We start from the raw sequence: 25,170 nt of genomic DNA on the forward strand, positions 1-25,170 counted from the left end.
GAAGAAATACGATGAAAGATATCTAAGGAAGGTATCTTCTTCTGAAAATACCTTCCTTAGATCAATAGGAACTGCTATTTATTAATAACCTGAATTCTGAGGGAATGTCCCCATTAACTCTATTTCTGATTGAGGAATAGGGTAATTAACCATATAGGGCTGCATAGTTCTCCCTGCTACATTCGTGGAATTTGAGCCGACCTTAAAATATAAGCTCACTCGTTCAGCTAATAAACCTAGCCTCTTCAGCACAAACCAGCGAGAATGCTCAAAGGCCATCTCTCTTGCATGCTCCTCGAGGTAAGAATCTAAACTTATGGATGTATAGTCGAAGGACGAGTCATTATTAAATGCTCTACGTCTAACCATATTAATGTATTCCAAGGCCGTAGCATCTGTGTCTCCGCCCAATCGCCAATGTGCTTCTGCTCCGAAGAGTAGTGTCTCCGCAAAGCGATAATGGATATAATTTTGGTAACTATCTGTAGATGTTGCCGGTTTGTTTTCGTCGTGAAACTTTTTAAGACTCCAATGGTACCGTCTGTAGTTGTCTTCAGTTGAAACAAATGGTTGCCCAAAATTCGGACTATCTGGATTATTCACAACATATGCACTTTGATCATAGTAATAAGTAACATATCGCTGGTCGTTTGTCTGATCATACAAGGACTGCAAATAATCGTTAGGAAATGCCCATCCAAATGCGTTTCCACCGTATTCAACTGCTTGAACCATTTCGCCACTTCCAGCTTCGTAATAACGATTGTTGAAAAAGCTTGCGTAAGCAGTTGCTCCACCACCTGCTGATTCGTTTCCACTTGCCAACTCTTGGCTGAATTGATAAGTATATAATGATTCTGCATTATTTCTGTCGCCAGAAAATACCTCATCCACCCCTACTAGATGATATGTTCCATTTTCAACGATAGCATCATACTGATCTGCAGCTTCCTGCCAATCTTCCTGCCACATCGCAGCGTTACCTCTTAGCTGTCTTGCAACACCTTGTCCGTAACGTCCTTGTTCGACTACCCAATCAAGTTTTGATATTGCAAAATCAAGGTCACTGTTTACCAAAGCCCAAATGTCGGCAGGTTCTGCCGCCGCATATTCCACGTCTTCATTTGGTTCCGTCTTAAGTACAATGTTGTGATAAATAGTATATAGTTCCATGTATACTTCACCCCGCATTGCTCTCACCTGAGCTACAAGTACATCTTTTTTCGTTTCGTCCATATCAATATTTGGAGCATTTGCAATGAGAGCGTTGCATCGTTCAATTATTAAATACAATTGATCCCATTTGCCTGTAGGTCCGATTGCCGCAGGGTTATATTGATTCGGATCATAAGCCCAACTTGACGCAATTCGAGCAACGCCTAAGTCAGTGGCGATTCTGAAAAACGCACTTGCTTGTATAGGTGCATCTGTTCCTGCAGGATAATACAACTCTCGCATCAAATTATAAAGTCCAGTTACACCTGACTCTAAACCAGCCTCTGTGGTGTATAAAAACTGTGCATCAATAACGTCAATAGGCTTTTCATCTAATAAACTATCACATGAGCTTATTAACAAGAACGACAATAACAGAATATAGATATTCTTGAATTTATTTAATTTATTAATTAATTTCATCTTTCTTCAATTTTTAAATTCTACTAAAATCCAACTTGAATACCTGCAGTTACTGAAATCGACTCAGGATATGAATAGGCATTGTTTTCGGGACTAAAAGACTGAAAATCTGTCACCGTAATTAAATTGTGCCCTGTGACGTAGACTCTAAATTTACTCAAGCTCCATTTATCAATAATTTTCTTTGATAATGAATAACCTAGTGTTACGTTTTGCAGTCTAAAAAACGAAGCGTCCTCCAAACCGGCTGTTACGTTACCCAAATCCATAAATCGTCTACCTCTGGCTTCCAATGGTCTAGGGCGATCTCCTGTTGGATTTTCCGGTGTCCAATAATTTACTTTAACCCCCGACAAGATACCTCTCGGATTACCACCAGTCTGATAGTCGACTAAAAACGGATTAAACTTGGTAACACCTTGAACTGTATACAGACTCATTGAGAAATCAATATTCTTGTATTCCATACTCAAATTGAACGTACCGTACCAGTCTGGAGTTTGGCTTGTAATAACCCGGTCGTCAGCATTCAGTTCACCATCATTAGGATCTCTGTCCCAAACTTGAATATCTCCCAATTCGGCATTAGGTGTGTTCGAATTGTCTATTTGTTCTTGAGAACTAAAAATACCAACCATTTTATAGTCATAATAAGCATCAATTGGCTTTCCAATAAACCAACGGTTGGCAACATCATCATCTTCTTTTCCGTCACCATCTTTGTCCTCGCCATACAAACTGATTATTTTGTTTCGGTTACTATTAATAACAACGCCTGCGCTTAAGGTGAAATCTTCCTTTTTAATGATATCAGCATTTAGCGAAGCCTCAATACCTTTATTTTCGATCTCACCAACATTGGTTTTGCTAACAGAGTAACCTGTTACTGCCTCGAGTGCACGATCTACAAGTAAATCTTTAGTTCTGGTATTATAAAATTCAACCGTCCCACTTAACCTGTTATCAAGAAAACCATAATCAAGCGCTAAGTTTAGCGTCGTAGATGTCTCCCATTTAAGATCAGGGTTAGGAAGGCTGGCGCCGGGCAAAAGACCTCCTGTCTTAACTCCATTAATAATATAATCCCTGGGCACTAAAGTACTGAGGCTTTGATAGGGCTCTATCCCCTCATTACCAACACTACCGTAACTAGCCCTTAGTTTTAACACATTGATACCACTGTTAGCCATGAAATCTTCATGATGAACATTCCATCCACCTCCTACTGCCGGAAAATATCCCCATTTGTTATTAGCACCAAACACACTGGAGCCATCTGCACGCATTGAAGCTGACAAATAGTACTTACCTGCAAAGTTATATTGAGCCCGACCTACAAAGGAAACCAGATTTCTATCTAATCCCCCAATCGAAGTTTGATTTGTACCTGCCGCTGATATCGCGTAAATCCCTAAATTATCATTAGGAAAATTCTTTGCTTCATTGGTTAAATAATAGGTCTTTGTATTTAAAACACTTTGTACAAATGTTAGATTTAATTTATGATCCTCATTATCAAAATCAAAATCATAGTTAACGATATTCTCCAATTGCCATGATTTATTCTCATCATAAGTGATTGAGCCCAACCCTTGACCTCCGGCCTGAATACCTAACAATGATTTAGAAGAGTTGTAAATGATGCTTTTTCTGTTTACAGTCGTTCTGCTGGCATTAAATCTATAGCTGAATCCTTTGAACGGTTTAACATCTAAAAACACGTTTATGATGTCTCTCTTATCATCAATTGTATTGGTTATTTCATTTAAATCCAATAAGGGGTTGAAACTATCCTGAACATCACTTGGATGTATTTTTAGACTACCGTCCTCATTATACACTTGCCCTAAAGGAGAAGTAGTTATAGACCTTAACAACATTGACCCTGCATCATCGGTATAAGCAACCCCTGGATTATCCTTATTCGAAATTTGGTAGGATGTATTTACACCCAATTTTAGCCAATCACTAATTGTTTGGTCTAGATTTAAACGAATCTGACCTCTCTTAAAGTCTGACCCTTTAATAAGTCCTTCTTGTCTAAAGAAATTAAAACTACTGTAAATCTTCGTCTTTTCTGTACCTGCAGCAACACTAATATCTGCATTCGTGATATTAGCATTGCTGTTAATAATCTTGTCCTCCCAATTTATGTAGTCACGCGAGGCTATGGTCTCAAGTTCTGAAGCCGAAAAGACTTGATCATCGGGTAAAAATACCCCTCCGTTAGATGCTCTAAAAGCTTCACGCTTGTACGCGATAAATTCATCACCGTTATAGGTTTCAAAATGCTTTTGAAGGTTCTGCACTCCGGAATAACCTGAAAAATTAATCTGAATTTTCCCTTCTTTCCCTCTTGCAGTGGTTATTAATATGACACCATTTGATGCACGCGCCCCATATATTGCCTGCGCAGCTGCATCTTTGAGTACTTCCATGGAAGCTATATCATTGGGGTTGACGTCATTTAGGCTGGAAACTTGAACGCCATCTACAATTACCAATGGGTCATTACCACCGTTTATCGATCTTTTTCCCCTTATCTGAATCGTTGAGGAACTTCCGGGACTCGCATCGGCAGTAGAAATGAGAACACCGGCAGCTTTACCTCTAAGCATTTCTCCTACATCCGATGAGGTTGTTTTCACCAGTTCGTCTGCCTTTACCGAAGTAACAGAACTGATAACATCGCTTTTTTTCTGCACACCGTAGCCAACGGCAACAACTTCTTCCAGACCAATCGTACTTTGATCTAAAGTTACATTGATTGAATTTAGTCCATTTACTGGGATTTCTTTGGATTCCATTCCCACAAAAGAAAAAATCAATGTTGCGTTAGCAGCCACATTACTCAATGAATAATTTCCGTCGAAGTCAGTGATCACACCTTGGGTTGTTCCTTTCACCAAAATCGTAACTCCGGGTAATGGAGCCCCCGTGGAATCAGTCACTTTCCCACTAACGGTAACAGTTTGTTGGGAATTTTCCCAAAATTCATTCTGGCTACCTTCTCCTGAAAGAAGAATTTGCCGACCTTTAATCTCGTAGTGAATCCCATTGTTCTTCAGGATTACATCGAGAACTTCAGTAATGTTCTCATTATCGACATCAACATCAACTTTACGGTCAACATCAATAACTTCAGAACTATATAGGAAATAGAAATTAGTTTCGTTCTCTATTTTCTCTAAAACCTGTTTCAAAGAAGTGCTTTTGTAATTCAAAGTCAACTTTGTTTCCTGGGAGTACGATTCAAGTCCCATAACTTGAATTATCGTAACCAATAAGAAGAAGGCTGTTAGTTTCATTACCAATAAAATTTTTCGCGCAATACACGCATTTCCCACCTCACTGGTGAGATAAATCGTTTTTTTCATACTTTTGTTTAGTTTTTAGTTTGAAATAACTCTTTCACTGAGAGTTGTTTTTTTAAAACTCAGGCAGAGTGATGTGGCGCATTACTCTGCTTTTTAAGTTCAACAGCAGTTACGTTCCATGCTTTATTTAGTTTATTTGATTACCTCCTTTTTTATGAATTAAAACTTTCTTTTCGGTGAATGTCCCGTCGGTTTTTTTACTTCGGGCAATTATCGTATAAGAAATTGGAGCGATGCTTTCCATCATCTCCAGAACCTGTTCTAATGGTTCGTCAACAAAAGTTGCAGTAAAAGTCAGATATTCCAATCCAGGATCTTCTAACTGTATTTTGACATTATACCAACGGGATAAGCGCTCAACTACCTCATCCAACGGATTTTCTCTGAACACTAATTTACCCTCTTTCCAAGATACATAAGCAGTAAGATCTTCCGCATGAAGTGAATACTTATTCGTATTCTCATCAAAGACAAAATGTTCACCTGGAATCATTTCACAGACCTCTTTTGCGTCATCTTTGGAGCCATTTAAAATGATCACTTTCCCTGACTCCAGCGAAGTTTCAAACTTAAGATCCTCTCTAAATGACTTTACATTAAAGGAAGTTCCAACAGCCTTAACCGCTAAATTTCCGGCCTGTACGACAAAAGGAATTTCTTTATTTGTCGCAACTTCGAAATAAGCTTCTCCATCTAATTGAACAGATCTCGTACTTCCAACAAAATGATGAGGATAAGTCAGTTTGCTCCCCTGGTTCAACCACACGACAGTTCCGTCAGATAATTCAAACTGTGTCCTCGAATTGGGGGGAGCAACAACTTCATATTTCGAAGAGTCGCTTAAATAATCAAAGCGATCTGACTCAAAAAACTGAATGTAAACATACAAAGTTAACACTGGGAGCACCAGGACTGCTGCTACTTTTGAAACCAGCCGCACTAATTGCCGTGTCTTTCCGGATAGAGTGTGCTTTCTTTCTGCTAGTCTCTTTGATTGATTTAGATTTATGGTGTGGTGAACTTTATCTAGCCGAGACTGTGCTAACTGGAGATCTGGATTCAATTCAACGCCAATTTCATCCCAAACGCTGCGAAACAAATTGACATCGGTGTTCCCCTGAGTTATTTCAGCATAGAATTCATCAACTTCCGTCGCGTTACATTTATTTAATCGGAATTTATTTAAAAGGTCTTTTGTCATAGCCATTCATTTTCAATTGATCTTAATAAAGCTATTAAAATCACTTGACTAAACAGAAAATCCAAAGATGATTTCTGCGGTCAACTAATGGTTAGACGTCCAAGCTTAAAAAACCACTATTCCACTAGTGATTTTTTTATAAAAAAAGATGAATAAAGAATAGCATCGCCAAATATGACTTGCCCATATGCTCTTTCAAAAAGCGATGGGCTTTCACGATGTGATTTTCGACTGTATTTACAGATATATTGAGGGCTTCAGCAATCTCTTTGTAGGAACAATTCTCAAAATGTTTCATTTTAAATACCTCACGTTGACGCTCCGGCATTTTTTCCACTAGAACGTTCAGTGCTTCCCTCATTTCTTCGGTATCCAATTGCTCCACCAGATCAACCTCATCTGTCTCAACTTGTACTGACTTTACGTATTCGACATAGCGTGTATCGTGCACCCTTCTTCTTAAAAAGCTGATCGTCGTATTATAGCCAATCGTAAATAAATAGGAGTTGAATGCAGAATGCGCTTTTAACTTTTCTTTGTTTTCCCAGACCTTCACAAAAACCTCATGGACAAGATCTTCTGTATCTGTAGGATTCTTGACAAGAGAAAAAATAAATTTCTGCAACTTGTAATTAAACATTGAATAGATTTCATCAAATGCCTGCATATCTCCGAGAGTAAATCTTCTGACTAAAGATTCGTCAACGCGATGCATATTATCTTTCAGTGTTTTATCTGCCATAAAAAGTGAGACCAACTAGCAGACACGAATGTACAAAAGAATGTTCGTAAACCAAATTGCAATCACTATTTAGCCCCATCCATGGTTCGTAGATGTTAGTCGCCACTTATTCCGTCCGGGCATCCGGACAAAAAAGTGACGACTCTCCTTTAATAGACAAATATTTCTACTGCTCAAGCACGACAAGCTGTAATGTATTTGGTTCTAACTCCAAAGACATGCTATAATCTTTACCTCCGTTGAGATATCCCTCTTGAACCAATTGAAGATTGCAATTATCCGGATTTGCATGATAATTGCTCGTATTTCGGTCGATTCGATAATTTCTAACCGTTAATTTTTTACCTCTTAATGATTCGGGCAAATTCGAAATATTTAGTTCACATTTAAATCCTTCCGTCAATTTACCTTGATAATTCCAAACCATCACAGCAACACCTGAAGAATCCAAAGACGCCATTGAATACAGCCCTTTCCCTTCTGTCGGTTCAGAGGAAATCTCCGCAGCGACCCTCGTATCTTTCATTTTAGAAAGCATAACCATCATATTACCATAAGGGGTGAATTTTTCTGTTTGGACAAAAGGTAGTCCAAGATCAGTCCTTGTAACCAATTGGTCCTTCCTACCTTCACTGCGATGGCGCATTACCCAATTGAAAGGGTAAGTATTTTTACTTTCCATATACCAATACAGGATTGACGCCATCCCCGCCGCCTGACGGAGATGATCGTTTTTCATGGAAGTAAAATCGTCGAAAGCCGGGCCTGGGTACATCCCCATTTCTGTAATAAATACGGGAATATCAACACTGATATTCCTGCTCGCAAGTTCTTGATTCAAGATTGCACGCTGATCCTTTACGAGTGAAGGATCGTCTTTAAACAGAATATACGCTGCATCCGGTTTTGTATAATACCCATGAAACGATATAAAATCGATCCTTTTATCGGACGATGGATCTTCGAGATAGGCATCAAGAAAAGGTTGCAGCCATGTAAGCGAAAATTGTGAAATTGACGGTCCTCCAACCAACAATGGGGTTTCAGGATTCAAGTCTGCATTAACTTTATTTACGGCCTTATAATAGATTTTATAATACTGATAATAGTTTGCGGGGGTCACTCCCTCGTTGGCATAATCTGGTTCATTAGTAGCCTCAATATATTTTATCTTAGGGAAGTTCGTTTTTAATTCCTTCAGAATTCGAGCCAGACGTTCGATTTTTTCATCATCACTAACGTCCCATCCACGCACGACTCCAAGATGACTGCAATTGACCATCACATCATCCGAGATTCTACAGGCATCTGATAAGTAGTCCGACATTTCACGAATATCAACTTTACCCGTCGTATCATTGTAGTACTTGTTCCCAATAAACCAAACACGATAGATCGTTCCGTGTAATCCATTTTTGTTGTAAAAGTCAACATCTGAATCTCGCTGCTCGACAAACACGCCGCTACTTTCAAAGTTATTATATCTTTCTGCATGCAAGAATTCACCATTTGAATTCGCACAATTGACGTTCACCGTTGCATTTGTCTCGCGGGTTGCGAGCATTGGCACAATGGGTGCATTTATATCAATTCCTTGCTGCTTCAAATATTGTTTAACCTCTTCCGATATTGCTGGTTGACTCGTTTTTTGTTCTGGTTTCGATTGTTGAGCATTTGTACAGTTTGAAAAAGCCAACATGGAAAACAGAAATATTAGTATTTGTAGGTTTTTCATTTTTCAGATTTTTACAGTTCGTTTTTCATTTCGTTAATTTCAACTTTCGGCACGAGTGACTTGCTTACCGCCTCAATCAGAATATCATTTTTCAGATTGAATTTTTGTGACAATCTAATATCCTCGCATGAAGCACCGATTTTCACAGTATACTCTCCCGCATCAGCTATCCATGCAGACTTCTCGGAATAAAAAGACGCCAGTTTATTTCCATCGATGTTGAAGGAAATAGTTTGTGACTCACCAGGTTGTAACAATTTAGTTTTTGCGAAACCTTTGAGCTCTTCAGCTGGTTTATCGAGTTTATTTTTCGGGGCACTAATGTACAGCTGAACAACCTCTTGACCAGCCACTTTACCGTTGTTGCTCACTTTAATACTGACCTCAATTTGATTTTTAAATTTTGGAGAGCTCAATTTTAAACCGCTGTAGTTAAACTCGGTATAACTTAGCCCATACCCAAAGGGGTAAGCAGTTTCTACATTGTACGTATTGTAATATCGATAACCGACATAAATACCTTCTTCATAAACAACCTCTTCCGGCTTATAGGCTGGTGATCCGGGAAAATTTCTTGCAGAAGGAACATCTTCATATTTGACAGGGAATGAAGCAGGAAGCTTTCCCGATGGATTAATTCTTCCACTTATTATGTCTGCGACAGCATTTCCTGCTTCCTGTCCGGGCTGCCAGGCTATTAAAATAGCATCCGGCATATCTTTCCAACTTGTTGTTTCAATCACACCGCCGACATTCAACACAACGACTACTCTCTTCGCCTTTGCGTGAAAAGCTTTCGTTATGGTTTCAATATTGCCTACTTCTGTTTCCGTTAGATTAAAATCTCTTTCAATTTTTCGATCCTCCGTTTCGCCTGAATTACGACGAATGGTTATTAATGCTACCTCTGCATTATCTGCAATCATCTCTGCAAATTCCTTGGTCACAGGCATCTCTGCTGCTCTTTTTATCCGACCTCTTATAGCATCCATCATGTTTTGCTTGGGTGTGTTTTCTTGGATGAAGTTGGTATATGCCTGTTTAGATACATTCTCGATCGAATAACCGCTATTTATCAGGCCATCAATAATATTTACTGTTGGGCCTGCACGCATTACAAATCCACTACCTGAACCTCCTACATTGGTAACATACGATCCGTTTCCAAACAATGCAATGTCTTTGTCCTTGTCTTTTAAGGGCAGAGTGTTGACATCATTTTTCAATAAAACCATCCCTTCTGCTCCAGCGTTGCGGGCTATTTTAGCGTTATTGTCCAAATCAGGTTTATTCGAATAGTTGTATCCCCTGAATTTTGGTGACCTCATTGTATTTTTCAAAATCCATGCGATATTTTTATCCAACACTTCTTCTTGCAGTTTTCCACTTTTAACTGCTTGAATGATTACCGTATCCTGATATGGACCGGGCATTATCAGGTTCAAACCTGCCTTCATTTGTTCGACAGGATCTTTGCCTGTATCCCAATCCGACATGATTATTCCCTCATATCCCCAATCGTTCCTAACGATAGTTGTCAGCAAATCGTAATTTTCAGTTGCTGTCACGCCGTTCACCGAATTATAAGAAGCCATCAGAGTCCAAGGATCTGATTCTTTTAATGCAATCTCGAAGCCCTTCAGATAAATTTCACGGAGAGCCCGTTCACTAATTACAGCATCTACCGCTATACGGTTAGATTCCTGATTGTTTGCTACAAAGTGCTTAACCGAAGTTCCAACACCTTGCGATTGGATTCCGGTTACCATCGCTGCACCTATTTTGCCGGAGAGTAACGGATCTTCAGAATAATACTCAAAATTTCGCCCTCCCAACGGATTTCTATGAATATTCATACCAGGTGCCAGCAATAAATCAAGTCCGTATTCCAAGACTTCATTGCCCATACATTTCCCAATTTCACAGACAAGGTCGACGTCCCATGTTGAGGACAAGTTAATCGCTATCGGATATGCAGTTGTCCGTGAGCCAAAACTAGGGCCAGCGGGACCATCAACCATTTCAATGGTTGTAACACCCAAGCGTTGTATTTCCAGGGTTCTTCCCACTGCTCCTGAAACATAAACCTTTGTTTTATCAGCTAAACTACCGGGAATCGGTTGGTTGGGAATCTGAAAACCCATATTCTTTTCTTTCTCCCCCATTTTTAAACCAGTACCAACAACAAGTGCAGCTTTCTCTTCTAGCGTCATCGAAGCAATTACATCTTCAATTGTTGATTTCCCCAATTGAGAGAGGTTTGAGGCATCTTGTCCGTACATGTTTTCAAAAGGCACTAGATTACCTGTAAGCAAACAAAGACCGGCTATCATCAATTTGAATCGTTTCATTTCTTAAGTGTAAGATTAAACAGCCTCCAAGTCAGCTCCGAATAATGGATTAGAACCGTTTGGTTTCTGGCTAATGATAAAATTTGACATTGGATTGTTAAATTCTGTGTTTTAGAACTTAACAGCACTTTTGAAAAGAGGTGGCCATTCGACCACCTCTTAATTTATGACAGTTAATTGTGACAATGCATGCCGCTTACATCAAAGCCATCACGAAGGATGCCTGTAGTAATTCCTGAGGCCGCAGTGATTGTAGCTATTTCTTTGGTCCAAATAAAGCTAAACTCTCCGTTGACAGGACTTCCTCCTGCATATTCGGTATAGGTTGCATCTAGTAACGAAATGGTGCCGGCATCACTTGGACATTCAAGAACAACTGTTGCTCCAATAGGAATTTTAGCACATTCTTCAAGCGATACAGAAAAAATAGTATAACCACCACTTTCAACTATCGAATATTCAAGATCTGTATTCATGTCAATAAAGAATAGGGATGAAATGTCAAAACCGTCTCGAATAACTCCTGTCGATATCCCACCTTCAGCAGTAATTGTTGCAATCTCATTTGTCCAGCCGAAACTGAATTTGCCGTTGACCGGACTCCCTCCAGCATATTGAGTGTATGTAGCATCCAGTAGTGAAATCGATCCATCGTCGCTCGGGCAAGAAAAATTAACCGTTGCACCAACGGGTATTTTCTCACATTCTTCAGCAGTAACTGAGAATATTGTATACCCTCCTCCGGAAGTAATTGTGTATTCGAGGCTGGTTTTCGAATACAAGGCATAAGCACCTGAAATCTCAAATCCGTCACGAAGGACGCCTGTTGTTATTCCGCTCCCTGCGGTTATATTAGCAATCTCCTGGGTCCAAACAAAACTGAATGTTCCATCTACAGGAACACCTCCTGCAAATTCAGCATAGCTTGCATCAAGGAATGAAATTGATCCTGATTCTCCGCATTCAAAAACGATTGTCGAGCCAATTGGAATTTGGTCACAATCTTCGTCTGGCACACTTAGAATAGTATATCCTCCACCTGTAGTTACTGTATAATTTAAATCGACTTTGGTTACACTCGATGATGGGAAACCGTCCTGCTCCACATATAAAAATCTCATAACATCATCATTTATTATAATCAGACGACTTTTTCTCACAAGAGTGCTATCGTTTTGGATATATGAGACCTTAAGGGAATCTCCGCTCTCAATTATTTCATAAGTTAACCAATCTGTTCCGGTCTCATCAACGGTAACAGTATATTCGTTATTTGCTGAAACACCTATGGTAAAGCTTCCGGTTGTATACGGAACTATTGTTTCTGATGTCTCCAATTCAAGGGTGGCCTTAATAATTACTTCGTCATCGTCACTACATGAGGTAAAAACACAGGCTGATGAAAAGATTATTAAAACAGCTAATATTATTTTAATTTTTATCATTATGTTCAGTTTGATTTGTTAAAACTATATACTTAAAAAGCATCTCATAATTGTTTAACAATGGCTCTTATTACCAACCATTATTTTGTACCAAGTTGGGATTAAGAAGGGTTTCGGAATACGGATAAGGGAAAAGCTCATCACGCCCTGATTGAAAACCCGAAGCTCCTGCAAAATCCTCTGCATCGACATCGTAGTCGCTTGTTCCCGAAACATATCCGTAAAAAGTATAGGTTGTAATTCCTCGGTTTGCGAGTGCTGTGGGTGCATCCCCCCAACGTATAAGATCCAAATAACGTTCTCCCTCAAAGGCAAGTTCTGCTCTCTTTTCATCTTTTACGTCCTGAAGATCCAAAGATCCCAGCGCACTAAGGCCGGCACGGACACGAACCTGATTCAGTGCTGCCAATCCTTCGGAGATTTTTGTTCCTGATTCAGTACATGCTTCGGAATAGAGTAAAAGTACTTCTGCATATCTCATTCCCGGCCAATTGGTATAGGTATAAGGTAGCCCAGCTTCTCTTGAATCAGGCACCACTTCGTCGGACCAGGCAAGCATCTTACTTCTGAAATATCCCTGACAATTAATCATCGATGCATCCGTCTTCCAAAATTTAGAAACTGCGTCTTCTGCGTCAGTGGCTAAATCAAGATCAACGAATCTCTGCAGAATATCTTCATAATCCCAAATAGTCCCGAAGTAGCGAGATTTTCCTTTTTCGCCCCTGGCAACCATAAAGTCATAAAAGTCCTTATTCAGGTCAGCTCCGCTTACCCCCTGCTCCGTAATACCTCCAGGAACCGTAACATTGGCAGTATTCCAAGTAAATCTCATAAATCTGAAGTCTCCTTCATTCATATAAGTGCTTGCCGTGGAGTTATCGTCAACATTCCACTCCCACATATATTCATCACAAAAATCTGCAGACATATGGTACAACTCCGTAAAATCATCTATCAAGTCATATTTCCCCGAGCTAATAACCTTTTCCAGACTTGCTATTGCACCGGTATAATCTCCTTTAAGTAATTGTGCTTTACCCAAAAGTGCATGAGCAGAATGCAAGGTTACCCGGCCTCCAATCTCCTGTTGACCACCAAGTCCTGATTTTTCAGGCAGCCTGGTGATTGCCTCTTGCAAACTTGTTTCTACATAATTCCACAGCTCTTCCGTAGTTCCATTCTCAGGAGTCAATTCACTAGCGGTCAAAACATGATCTACCAATGGAGGGTTACCCCATAAGCGGATTAGGTTAGTATAGGCATATGCTCTCCAAAAGTATGCTTCACCAATAATCTGCGTCTTAACTTCTGAATCTGGTTCCAGCTTTTCAATTATCAGGTTACAGAGATAATTGATATTGTAAAAGTTCGTAAAATACTGGTTGCCTGTATGATTTGACGCATTAACATTAATGTTAGAGTAGAGTCCGCCTGTTGAAGGGGAATCATCAGACAAGGAGTTTAACAAGTTCACCCAAAAATATCCGGTTACATTATACACATCTGCATAGACATATGCGATTAGAGATTCCGCATCGGCGTCAGTCGCATTTGCATAATAACTGTCTAAGTTGGCAACACTTTGCTGATCAATATCCAAAAGATCCTCGTTACACATGGTAAATAACAACCCGGTAACCAGTAGTGCTACTATTGTATTGAATTTTCTCATTGTTGTAATACCTTAAATTAGAATGATACATTAAGACCAAATAACACCTGTTTCATTGCAGGATAGCGCACCCTGTCAACTCCCATTCCTCCACCTTGAGACATACCGTTTGAACTTCTTGGTTCATCTCCTTTTGAAAGGCCAGACATAACTTCAGGATCATTACCTGGATATTTCGTAAACGTGAAGAAATTATCCATTGACAAATAAGCTCGAAGTGACGACATCTTTAGTTTAGAGATCAACTTCCTTGGGAAGGTATAGCCCAGCTGTATTTGCTTAATCTTAAAATATGATGAATTAAATACGAAGTCATTCGATGAGCCGTAATAATATAAGCTCGTCGTATTATTCCATAAACTTGGAGCGGGGTGTACTCCGTCAATGTTATCCATCGACCAGTGATCTTTCGTAATTGCTGTCGGTAAATTGCCTTTGGGTTGGTCCAAACGTGCTATAGCCCAAAACAGTTTTGATCCTTGAACACCAGAACCAAAAACTTTCAAATCGAAGTTCTTATATTCTGCAGTTAACGTTATTCCGTATGTATAGTCTGGAATGCTTGATCCGACATAATCTTTTCCATCATCTGTCCCGAGTTCCTCACTTGTCTTATAAATTGGCTGACCGGTCAAATAGTCGATGTGGTCGATAATATTTGTTCTGAGGTACCATATCGGATAACCAACTTCAAAATAGGTAGCTTCTGTGAAAAAACCACCACCTCCAGGGTAACGACCTTCTTCATAAGGACTTTCCAAAACCTCATTATGAAGTGTGGAAATATTTCCTTGTATTCCATAGCTAAATTTACCAATTCGATCTTTCCAATCGAGTTCAAATTCCAAACCTGAGTTTTTTATTTTACCGAGATTCACCCATTGGCTTGAAGTTCCGGAAACTGCAGGAGCAGTCATCTCGGTAAGTAAATTCGTTGTTATTTTGTTGTAATAGTCGAATGAAAAAGACAAACGATCGCTAAAGAATCTAACATCAGCACCAATGTCATACTGTTTAGACTCTTCCCAGGTTAAATCCTCATTTGGAAGAACATCTGATGGTGCAGATCCGGCTATAAGCGCATCATTAAAGTTATAATAATCACTTGCTAGAGTGACATATGTTGTGTACCTGTAATTACTAAGTGAATTAACGTTACCGTTTATCCCCCATGAACCGCGAATTTTTAAATAGGAAAGTATGTCCTGATTCTTTTCCTGCATGAAATTTTCATTCGAAACAACCCAGCCGGCAGACACTGAAGGGAAATATCCCCAACGATTAGATTTCGAAAGTCTGGAAGCATCATAAGCATCCGCTCGGAAGTTAGCCTGAAGAATGTATCGATCCGCATAACTCCATCCAAGTCGCCCAAAGTAAGATATATTGCTCGTTTTATCGGAACTTCCACCAATAGCATCATTTGCATCTGTAAATGAACTGTCTAAATTATGGAAATTCGGTAAAGTACTAACTAATTCGTCCGTACTTGCCGACATGTATTCCATAAGATTCTGAGTATACTGCATACCTGCCATGGTCGTGAATTCACTATTGCCTCTGGAGAAACTGTAATTCGCAAAATTTTCCCATTGGTAATAAGTGGATTGATACATGCTCTCGCTGAGCGCTGGATTTATAAGGTATTTTGTTGCACTCCACCAATAAGGCTCCCGATAGGTTTTTGTATGTGTAGATCCCAGTCCATACCCCAATCTTGAGGTAAAAGAGAAATTTTGAAAAGGAGTCAATTCTGCATAAAGTGTGCCGCCTAATGAAGAATTTCGCTTCAAATTATCGGAGTTATGTATCATCCCCAAGGGATTCTGTGGTTCTATAATAAACCGGGAAGTACCGTAAAGTTGGTTCTTGTCATTTCGAAGAACGTTATAACCTGCGGCTTCCGCTTCCAACAAGTTGTAGCCGTTTTCCGTAGGTGCGTCGGCATCATTTTCATAGAAAGTGGGTACAGTCGGATCGAAAAAATAGGCACTTCCGATTACACTATTAACAGAATTATAGGCATTTTGAGATACTGATATCGTAGTGCTGTGCTCAATGGAGTTTGTTGTCCCTACCTTTATCCAATCATTTATTTTGTAGGAAGCGTTTAACTGTCCAATGTATCTTTTGTTGACATCCTTATCGCCAACAACCATACCGTCGTTTTTACTGTATTTAACAGATGCGAAAAACAAACCATCATCGTTACCTCCCTCAAATCCTATTATATGACTTTGTGTTTCTCCATTTTCAAAAACTTCGTTCTGCCAATCTGTATTAGCACTTTGAAAAGCACCTTGAGAAACACCTGCATCCGACCAAAACTGTTTAAATTCATCCGCATCCATCATGTCAACCTTATTTGTCATAGATTGAATGCCAAACTGCGTATTATAGAAAACACGACTTGTTCCCCTTTTACCGGTTTTAGTTGTTATGAGTACAACACCATTACCTGCTTCGGTTCCGTAGATTGCACCGGATGCAGCATCTTTTAATATTTCGATAGATCCGATATTTTCAGGATCAAGGAAATCAATATTATCTACTTTTAATCCATCAACAATAAATAAAGGATTAGATAAACCATTACTTGAATACCCCCTGATTCGAAAGCTTGTACCTGATCCAGGAGCTCCACTCAAAGCCATAATCTGAACTCCAGCAACTTTACCTTGAATCGCACGTCCAACATCACCTGTTGACCTATTTTCCAAAGCTTCTGCTTTTACCGATGCGATCGCTCCCGTGACATTACTTTTCTTTTGTGTACCATATCCAATGGCAACAACTTCATCTAGTTCATTAATTTCTTCATCAAGAACAATATTTATTTCTTTTCGACCTTCAACTAAGACCAATTGATCATTATACCCAATGAACTTTACGAATAACCGCCCCGCACCTGGAATATTGCTTAAATTAAACTTCCCATTGGCATCTGAAATTGTTCCTATAGTCGTCCCCTCTAAAATAATCGTCGCACCTGGCAACGGATCTCCTACGCCGTCTGTGATCGTCCCTTTAACTGAGATGTTCTTTGAAAGGTTCTCTTGGTTAGAACTATCTCCCCTCTTTAAAATCGTAATTATTTTGCCGTTTACTTTAAAGGTTAGATCATCAGGTAAAATCTCTCTAAGCAAGTTCTCTACGGACTGGTTACTAACTTTGACTGACACTTGCTTATTGACATCGATGTCACTATTGTTATAAAAAAAAGCACAACCACTCTGCCTTTCGACTTCCCGCAATAACTCCTTTATAGATATATTATCATTATCTATTGTTACACTCTTTATTTCCTGCGCCATAACGTTTAAAGAGAGTATGGTACAAATGAATAATAGAAATAAAATCCTCCCCGGCTTCTTAGCTGTAAAAGCCTCGAATAAAACGTTTTTTTTCATACAGATTAAATTAGGTTTTATTTTCATAGTTTAGATACTATTAAATTTATTAATTGGAATGGTTAGGTAAGTGAATTGTAAAGACTATGTTCATCGGCGTACTATTTAGATTATTCTGTATATAGATTTTCTATTCTGAATGATAGTAAACAACGTTATTTGAAATCTTGTACTTAAAAGGAGTCAACATCGCAATCTGCTCTAACACGTTATCCAAGCTTTCATTATAGACCACAAATGTAAGACGGGGACTCGGGTCAAATTTGCCGGTTACCTCAAACTCCACGTTGTACCAGTGCTCAAGGTTCACAAGAATATCTTTTAAAGGTAGGTTATCAATGAGCAATTGTTTACCCGTCCAACTGGTATAATTGGGCACATAGACCTCATTTAACTCAACTGATTTATCAATAACTAATCTTTCACCTGGAACCATTCGAATTGGCTTGAATATACTTTTCCCGGTAACTTCAACCAGTCCACGCTCTAGAACCACTTCAGCATATTCACTCGACGAATAAGATTTCATATTAAAAATTGTCCCTACAACTTTAATATCAACATGCTCTGAAGCGATATTAAACGCGTGATCCGGATCTTTTTTGATATTGAAATATCCTTCGCCATCGAGATGCACGTGTCTGTTATTATCGCTGAAATCAGCTGGCACCTCCAAACGGCTGGAAGCATTCAATATGACTTTTGAACCATCTGGTAACTGGAACTCTCCTTTTGAATGGGAAGAGGTTATAAAAACTTCATTGTTGGCTACAGCTGCATATTTAACAGTTAAAAGGTATGTGGAGACAATCAACACCAAGGATGCAGCAGCAATGGATGAAATCTGAATAAACAAGCGCTTGTTATAACGATTTTTTTTCCGGTCAATAGTCTCATTAACCTTTTGCAACTTTTCACTAAATAACTGATGATCAAACTCTGGATTTAATCCAGTAGCATATTTCATCAGCGCATCATCCTTCTCCTTCCTGTTCTGAGAATTCAAAATCCACTCCTGAAATTCGAGTTGAATCTCCTCCGGGTATTCATGATCCAGGAACTCATTCACAATATTCTCAATTATTTTCTCTTCGGCCATTTCTGATATATTTTCTTTTTATTCTAATTTCACACACCCAGCCAACATCGATTAGTATGCAGTAAAACCAATGATATTGATCTTTGCAAACACCCGATCTCAAGATATCACCCTACGAATCTCTTCTCTAGCCTGGGCTAAATGATTTTCGACTGTTCTCGTACTTATATTCAGTTTCTCAGCTATCTCCTTGTGCGATAAACCTTCCTTGCGGCTCATCAAAAACACAATCTTCCTCTTCGGAGGCATTCGGTTAATTGTCAAATCGATCAACATTGACAGATCTTTTGTATGAATCTCTTCTTCTGACTCAGTTCTTAGAACAGAGAAACTACCTTTGCTCTCAATTGACTTCTTATACCTCATTTTTATTAAATTATGATCAAAAAGGTCAAATACTGAATTCCGAGCCATCTTAAAAACATACTGATTAAATGAATTTACCTTTGATATAATGTCCTTCTTCTCCCAAACCTGGAGGAAAACATTATGGGTAATATCCTCTGCAGTTTCTTTATTCTTCACCAACTTCTCGACAAAAACTTCAACTTTAGGTGCATACATTAAATAAAGTAAGTTATATGCCTGTCGATCGCCTTTAGCCAAAGATTCCAGTAGATTACGTTCATTATACATTGTCGACGCTTTTTCTTAGTCAATTCAGTGAGTTCTTTTTCAACGATTCAATTATTTAGACGGCTGAGAAATAAACTTCCCCTACTCCACATTAAAAAATTGATAATATTCGCACTAATTGAGATCGTAAATTCGATTCAGTTTTGCAATAAGTTCATGCAGAATGAGACGCATAAATCTGGAATTCAGACTAATTACACGTTTGACAAAGAAGAGGCAAAACCATCCAACATCCGCATACTAATTAGTTAATCAACACTGCATCAACAAATTTTAGCGATGACATTGACAGTCGCGACAAAATGAATAAAAAATCAGCATTGAAGAATAGTACTGCATGTATTCACCTTATCCGCTGACATTTGAAGCTTTATTTTGAGCTGAAAAATTCTTGTCTCCATCTTGAAAATAACATTCAAATGATCTAACTTTTGTACCTTTGAGCGGAAACAATAAGACGTTCTTTAAATGTGAACAAAACGGTGAACCAAAGAATTCACAAGAATATAAATATTTGATATATAGACCATTTACAAGTCGGGTTCAAATTTTGTCATCCCGACAATTAAAAATAAAGGAGTTAAAGCAATGCTTTAGCTCCTTTATTTTTTGCACGAGGGCGTTTTGAGGGCTATTTCGTAAAACTAATGACAGCCTCTAATATCACTGTTTCTCAGCGAAAACACTACCCAATAGGGACTTTTGCTTAACACTACTTTGAAAAAAAATGACTCAAAATGCACAAAAACCTGAAAACGAGTTTTTTTCAAAAAAAGTGAATAAAAATCGTCCGAAAAGTGTTAATCAAAATCGCTTCTGAAGACAGATTGTTAACCACAATTGTTAATCTAGTTTACACTGGGGATAAACAAGAGAAATAAACTTGACAACATCACATATTAACAGCCCTAACAACAATAGAATTCATCTTCGAATTAGACTATACAACAAAAAATAACAAGATTACTTTTAAAACCTTGTTATTACTCTTTGTCTATTCTATTCCACTGTAAATTGTGTTTCAGCTGCCTTCAACCAATTGGCTGAGAATTTAAATTTCACCTCACCCGGTTGTTCGCCAGCACGGACATAGGCAATCAAGCGTCCGTGGAATACACGCTGCTTGTTATCGGTGTAATCACCCATATCTTCGTTGTTACTGGCCTCGAGACCGAGTAGTTTGGCATCACCCAAAATCTGGCAAGTAACATCGTCGTCCGACAACATTACAGGGACGCCATTTTCGTCAACAATCTGAATGGCAATCTGGGCTACACCGTTCTTGCCGACGGTTTTATCTCCTTCGATAACTTTGATGGCATATGGCCGGCCTGAAGATTGAATTGCATCGCTACTCACTTGTTGGCCATCGGCATCCAAACCAATCACTTCGAGCTTGCCATCCTGGTAAGGAATATCCCAGAAAATGATTCCGGTTTCGGAATTGTAGGGTTTCTTCTCTCCAACAACTTTACCATTCAGATGTAGTTCGGCTTGTGCTGCATTGGTATAGCAAACCACGCGAATCAATTCGCCTTTCGGGTAGTTCCAGATTGGCCAGGCGTCCATCGAAGGTACTTTCTCTTCGTAATCTCCGCTCACATTTTCAGCATCCAGTTGCGACCAAACATCTTTCATCTGGCTCTTGCTGCCATGTCCCGGTGTTGGGTAGGTTCCCAGGTAAGCCATGGGTTTGTCCGACCATAGCGACTGACGGTAATAACCACGAGGCTTAATGAAACCACCGAAATCGAGCAGTCCTGAATAGAAACCACGTGACGGCCAACTGCCGGATTCGCCGAGGTAATCGATTCCTGTCCACAAGAATTGGCCAAACACAAAATCACGAGATGTTACCGCTTTCCACGCCGCCAAATCATGACGGTTCTCGCTTCCAAACAACACGCGGTTCGGATATTTGGCGTGATCGTGATCGTACAAACTTTCGGTGTAATTATATCCGGTGATATCCAACGCAAATGGGTAGCCGGTTTGGTTTGACATGGCCACACCCGCTAAACCGGCAGTCGTCGGGCGCGATTGATCATACTGCTTCACCACTTTCACCAGGCGCTCGGCAATAACTCCAAGTCGCATGGCATCGGGTGCATCCTTCTTATAACCTCCGAAAATTGGTTGGGTGAAACCCGTTTCCGCACCGCCGGCCAGCACCGGGTGCGAATAAGGGTCATTCGGGTAATCGACTTCGTTACCAATGCTCCAGGCGAAGATAGAAAGATGGTTTCGATCACGTTTTACCTGATCCACTAAATCTTTCTCACCCCATTCATCAAAGAAATCGAACGTTCCCTCGAAACCGGGAGTACCAACATTCCAGCCTTGCAGCCATTTGCGTTTCGGATATTCCCACTCATCAAATGCTTCATCTAAAACAAGTAAACCAAGCTCATCGCACAACTCATATAAATCCGGAGCTTGTGGATTATGACTGGTGCGGATGGCGTTTACGCCAATTTCTTTTAAGGTGATCAGTCTTCTTTTCCATACTTCACGAGGAACGGCCGATCCCAACACACCGGCATCGTGGTGTAAGCAAACACCTTTCACTTTCATCGATTCGCCATTCAACGCAAAACCTTTATTCGCATCGAAGGTAAAATGGCGGAAACCGGTTGTTGTTTTAGTTTCGTCAATTAAATCTTTTCCGCGGTAAACGGATGTTTTCAGCGTATATAAATTCGGTGTATCCAGTGACCAAAGTTCAGGGCTTGCCACTTTCAATGCAGTTTGAGTTTTGCCCGACTGGCTGGCGTCAACCTTCAATTTGCCGGATGACCTGGCAACCAGTTTGCCTGCTTTGTCAAACAGTTCGTTTTTCACTGTCAAAGCAGAGGACTCAGAAGAACCGTTGTCAACGTTCACTTCAACCTGCAGCTGATAGCCTTTCCCTAGTTGCTCCGGGTAAGCATAAACGCCCCACTCGGCAATATGAACCGGGTTGGCATACACCACCCAAACGTCGCGATAAATACCAGAGCCGGTGTACCAGCGCGAATCGGCCGACTGGCTGTGATCCACCCGAACAGCAATCACATTCTCCTCCCCAAAATTGATGTAAGGCGTTGCATCGTACATGAAAGAAATGTACCCGTTGGGCCGCTTGCCCAGCGATACACCGTTCACGAACACCTCGCTTCTATTGTAAACGCCCCCGAAAAACAGGTATACTTTTTCACCTTTTTTATCGGCGGGAATTTCCACGTGCTTGCGATACCAGCCAATACCTCCTGGTAAATAGCCGGTAGCACTGGCCAATGTCGGACTTAACTGTCCTTTCACGCTCCAGTCGTGAGGCAGATCAATGGATTGCCAACGGCTATCGTCCAAACCGGGCTGCTGCCCGTTTTCGACATCCTTCAGCACAAATTTCCAATCTTTGTTTGTGAGCATCGCTTCGCCAAATCCGGGTTGAGCGTGCAACGAGCCAATGCCAAGCAGGCAAAGCAAAAGCGGGAATATTAATTTCAGCTTCATATCTTTTCGTCTATCTAGTTTCTTATTCAACAGGAGAAATTCCTTTTACAGTAGGTGATACTTGTTTAATTGTACCGTCGGCATTGAATTCCATTTTGTCAATGCAAACTTCGCGGTGGTATCCGGGACCATCACTTAAATGTTTGTTATTGATGCGGTGATAAACGATGTACCATTCATCTTTACCGGGAACCTTTACGACGGAGTGGTGACCAGTACCGTAAATGCCATTGGCGGCATCCTGAATCAACACAATTGGTTTTTCTGCTACTTTAATTGGCCCCATTGGTGATTTGGAAGTACCGTAGGCCACATGATAGTTTGCGGAACCGGTATCGTCAACCGACCACATAAAGTAGTAAGTTCCTTCGCGGTAAATGACGTATACTCCTTCACGGAAAGCATAGTCTTCGAGTGTACCTCCGTCGGGCGTTAAAACCTTGATTGTTTTTGGCTTTATCGAAATCATATCGTCATTCAGCTCAGCTGCTGCCAGGTAACCGTTGCCCCAGTAAATATAGGACTTTCCGGAAGCCGGATCGATAAAGGCGCAAGGGTCAATTTGCTGTCCCCAACCAACAGGAGATTCGGTAATCATAGGCTCTTTTTCAGCCACGAACGGACCAGTTGGATTGTCGGCTACTGCCACGCCAATTTGCTTCCCGCCGCCCGCAACATAGTTCCCACTGAAATAATAGTAGTACTTATAGTCGTCACCCACTTTCTTTTCAACAATGGTTGGCGCCCAGGAGCTGCCATCAGCCCATGGCACGTCGCCAGCTTTCATATCCAGGATTTTACCTTCATCTTTCCAGTTCACCAGGTCATCAGATGAAAACACCTTGAAGTAGTAACCTGACCATCCTGTAAAACCATCAGAAGTTGGATAGATGTAATATTTGCCTGTCTTTTGTGAGTACAACACTTGCGGGTCGGCATAAAAGCCAACCAATGCGGGGTTATGATCTTCTGCAGCTGTAAGCAAGTAGGTCACCGGATCCTGTCCGACAATGGTGAAGGTATATTCAACCGGACCTTTGGAGAAATCCTGCGGACCTTCCGGTGCAACAGTGATGCCTTTCCAGGCTGTGATCATTGGGTCGAACGCGGTTAGATCGGTTCCAACTTTCACCGGAAGGTGAATGGTCTTTTTCTCGCCGTTGATTGCCACATTGTTCTTTTTCAATTGATCAGAAGTGGCTGCGATAAACAAATCGTCCGCTTTGCCATAAGTTGTCATCAACCGGTTGTATTCTTCCGTAGTAATCGGCAATACCGTGCCGTGCCGCGGGTGAAAGTTCATCGAGATTTCTTCGTCAATTACAGAAAAGTGTTGCAGATCCGCACTCTTTGTAAACTGGTAGCGACCGCTGGTGTACATGTCGTACATCAGAATGTACTCGTTCGTATTATTCAGTTTGAAAATACCACTACCCTCAACAGGCACCGTTTGGCTATCTACACGTTTGTCGCTTACCAGCTGGTAACCTTCCGTCAGCTTATCGGAAATAGCCAGTTTAATTCCGGGGTCTCCATCTTCTGCCTTGTGAAACAGGTAGAATTTACCTTCATAAGGAATGATATCGCCATCGATACACGCTTTGGTATTGCTTTCAACTGGTGGGAAATACAGCTGTTTGGGTGCTTCCTCCAAGCCTGTAAAATCCTTGTTGGCATAAGCGTAATAAATGATATCCGGGTGATTGCCTTTGTCTTTCATCGAAAAGTAAACCATGTACTTGCCAGTAACTTCATCGTAAATGGTTTGTGGGGCCCAAACACGGTCCACATCAGCAAACTGATCGGGGTAAGTATTCGGAATGTTAATCACCGACGTTTCCCAGTTTATCAGGTCTGTCGATTTCATCAGGATCATGGCAAAATTGTTCCAGCCCTGTTCCGGCACGTACAAATCGGTAGCCACCATGTAAAAGGTTTTATCATCGGCACCGCGCAGAATATGCGGGTCGCGTACACCACCCGAGGTGCTGATTTTCTTTGAATCCAATACTGGTTGATTGTCATTTAATGCCCGGTAGTTGTAGCCATCGGTACTAACCGCATAGCGGATCGCTTCCTCACCCGGACCATTTCCGGTGAAATAAACAAATAAGTAAGCATCAGTTTGAAGGGGCTGTGTCTTGCACGAAACAAACGAAATAAGTCCCGCGAAAACCAGGAAACATTTTGTAATTGCAGTTATTAATCCGGTCTTTGATTTGTCCATTTGTATTTATTCTTTATTTAAACTTCATGATTGTCTCAAAGTTATTCAACAGATGTAATCAGCAAGGTCACTGATTTGTCAAAATAGGTAACAAATTCAACACTAAAACGGAAATGTCCGCTTTTAAAGGTCGATGGTT

Annotated in this window: 13 protein-coding genes; all 13 read right to left on the reverse strand. The window is 40.3% G+C overall.

The features are described from left to right. Positions 1-81: 81 nt before the first annotated feature. Positions 82-1,638 carry a RagB/SusD family nutrient uptake outer membrane protein gene (locus tag BC643_RS06075; protein WP_120272249.1) on the reverse strand — a complete coding sequence of 519 codons (1,557 nt, stop codon included), beginning with the start codon at positions 1,636-1,638 and terminating at the stop codon, positions 82-84. Between the two features lie 23 nt (positions 1,639-1,661). Further along, a complete protein-coding gene (locus BC643_RS06080; protein WP_170154473.1) occupies positions 1,662-5,015 on the reverse strand; it encodes a SusC/RagA family TonB-linked outer membrane protein in 3,354 nt (1,117 codons plus the stop codon). A 127-nt stretch (positions 5,016-5,142) separates the two neighbouring features. Further along, the gene (locus BC643_RS06085) at positions 5,143-6,216 is read right to left on the reverse strand and encodes a FecR family protein (protein WP_170154474.1); all 1,074 of its coding nucleotides are present in this window, start codon (positions 6,214-6,216) and stop codon (positions 5,143-5,145) included. A gap of 136 nt (positions 6,217-6,352) precedes the next feature. Further along, entirely contained in the window at positions 6,353-6,958 is a 606-nt protein-coding gene (locus BC643_RS06090; RefSeq protein ID WP_120272251.1) for an RNA polymerase sigma factor, read from the reverse strand. Positions 6,959-7,124: 166 nt separating this feature from the next. Further along, positions 7,125-8,693 (reverse strand): GH39 family glycosyl hydrolase, encoded by a 1,569-nt coding sequence (locus BC643_RS06095; RefSeq protein ID WP_120272252.1) that lies wholly within the window; start codon positions 8,691-8,693, stop codon positions 7,125-7,127. Between the two features lie 11 nt (positions 8,694-8,704). Further along, complete coding sequence (locus tag BC643_RS06100; RefSeq protein WP_120272253.1) at positions 8,705-11,044, reverse strand: beta-glucosidase; 2,340 nt, start codon at positions 11,042-11,044, stop codon at positions 8,705-8,707. A gap of 173 nt (positions 11,045-11,217) precedes the next feature. Next, positions 11,218-12,489: a BACON domain-containing protein gene (locus BC643_RS06105; RefSeq protein ID WP_120272254.1), complete on the reverse strand. Its 1,272-nt coding sequence runs from the start codon at positions 12,487-12,489 to the stop codon at positions 11,218-11,220. 70 nt (positions 12,490-12,559) lie between these two features. Continuing rightward, positions 12,560-14,164: a RagB/SusD family nutrient uptake outer membrane protein gene (locus BC643_RS06110; protein WP_120272255.1), complete on the reverse strand. Its 1,605-nt coding sequence runs from the start codon at positions 14,162-14,164 to the stop codon at positions 12,560-12,562. Between the two features lie 17 nt (positions 14,165-14,181). Continuing rightward, the gene (locus tag BC643_RS06115) at positions 14,182-17,574 is read right to left on the reverse strand and encodes a TonB-dependent receptor (RefSeq protein WP_170154475.1); all 3,393 of its coding nucleotides are present in this window, start codon (positions 17,572-17,574) and stop codon (positions 14,182-14,184) included. Positions 17,575-17,704: 130 nt separating this feature from the next. Next, positions 17,705-18,673, reverse strand: coding sequence for a FecR family protein (locus BC643_RS06120; protein ID WP_120272257.1), 969 nt, complete (start codon positions 18,671-18,673; stop codon positions 17,705-17,707). A gap of 99 nt (positions 18,674-18,772) precedes the next feature. Then, positions 18,773-19,309: an RNA polymerase sigma-70 factor gene (locus tag BC643_RS06125; RefSeq protein WP_120272258.1), complete on the reverse strand. Its 537-nt coding sequence runs from the start codon at positions 19,307-19,309 to the stop codon at positions 18,773-18,775. 999 nt (positions 19,310-20,308) lie between these two features. Next, positions 20,309-22,804 (reverse strand): sugar-binding domain-containing protein, encoded by a 2,496-nt coding sequence (locus tag BC643_RS06130; protein ID WP_120272259.1) that lies wholly within the window; start codon positions 22,802-22,804, stop codon positions 20,309-20,311. Between the two features lie 22 nt (positions 22,805-22,826). Next, on the reverse strand, positions 22,827-25,031 hold the full coding sequence (locus BC643_RS06135) for a family 43 glycosylhydrolase (RefSeq protein WP_120272260.1): 2,205 nt from the start codon (positions 25,029-25,031) through the stop codon (positions 22,827-22,829). Between the last annotated feature and the right edge of the window lie 139 nt (positions 25,032-25,170).

Source organism: Mangrovibacterium diazotrophicum (genome assembly GCF_003610535.1).
Taxonomy (GTDB): Bacteria; Bacteroidota; Bacteroidia; order Bacteroidales; family Prolixibacteraceae; genus Mangrovibacterium; species Mangrovibacterium diazotrophicum.

Bases quoted from the DNA above. Each gene is read 5' to 3' on its own strand.
- BC643_RS06075 (WP_120272249.1), bottom strand. From the start codon at position 1,638: ATGAAATTAATTAATAAATTAAATAAATTCAAGAATATCTATATTCTG.
- BC643_RS06080 (WP_170154473.1), bottom strand. From the start codon at position 5,015: ATGAAAAAAACGATTTATCTCACCAGTGAGGTGGGAAATGCGTGTATT.
- BC643_RS06085 (WP_170154474.1), bottom strand. From the start codon at position 6,216: ATGACAAAAGACCTTTTAAATAAATTCCGATTAAATAAATGTAACGCG.
- BC643_RS06090 (WP_120272251.1), bottom strand. From the start codon at position 6,958: ATGGCAGATAAAACACTGAAAGATAATATGCATCGCGTTGACGAATCT.
- BC643_RS06095 (WP_120272252.1), bottom strand. From the start codon at position 8,693: ATGAAAAACCTACAAATACTAATATTTCTGTTTTCCATGTTGGCTTTT.
- BC643_RS06100 (WP_120272253.1), bottom strand. From the start codon at position 11,044: ATGAAACGATTCAAATTGATGATAGCCGGTCTTTGTTTGCTTACAGGT.
- BC643_RS06105 (WP_120272254.1), bottom strand. From the start codon at position 12,489: ATGATAAAAATTAAAATAATATTAGCTGTTTTAATAATCTTTTCATCA.
- BC643_RS06110 (WP_120272255.1), bottom strand. From the start codon at position 14,164: ATGAGAAAATTCAATACAATAGTAGCACTACTGGTTACCGGGTTGTTA.
- BC643_RS06115 (WP_170154475.1), bottom strand. From the start codon at position 17,574: ATGAAAAAAAACGTTTTATTCGAGGCTTTTACAGCTAAGAAGCCGGGG.
- BC643_RS06120 (WP_120272257.1), bottom strand. From the start codon at position 18,673: ATGGCCGAAGAGAAAATAATTGAGAATATTGTGAATGAGTTCCTGGAT.
- BC643_RS06125 (WP_120272258.1), bottom strand. From the start codon at position 19,309: ATGTATAATGAACGTAATCTACTGGAATCTTTGGCTAAAGGCGATCGA.
- BC643_RS06130 (WP_120272259.1), bottom strand. From the start codon at position 22,804: ATGAAGCTGAAATTAATATTCCCGCTTTTGCTTTGCCTGCTTGGCATT.
- BC643_RS06135 (WP_120272260.1), bottom strand. From the start codon at position 25,031: ATGGACAAATCAAAGACCGGATTAATAACTGCAATTACAAAATGTTTC.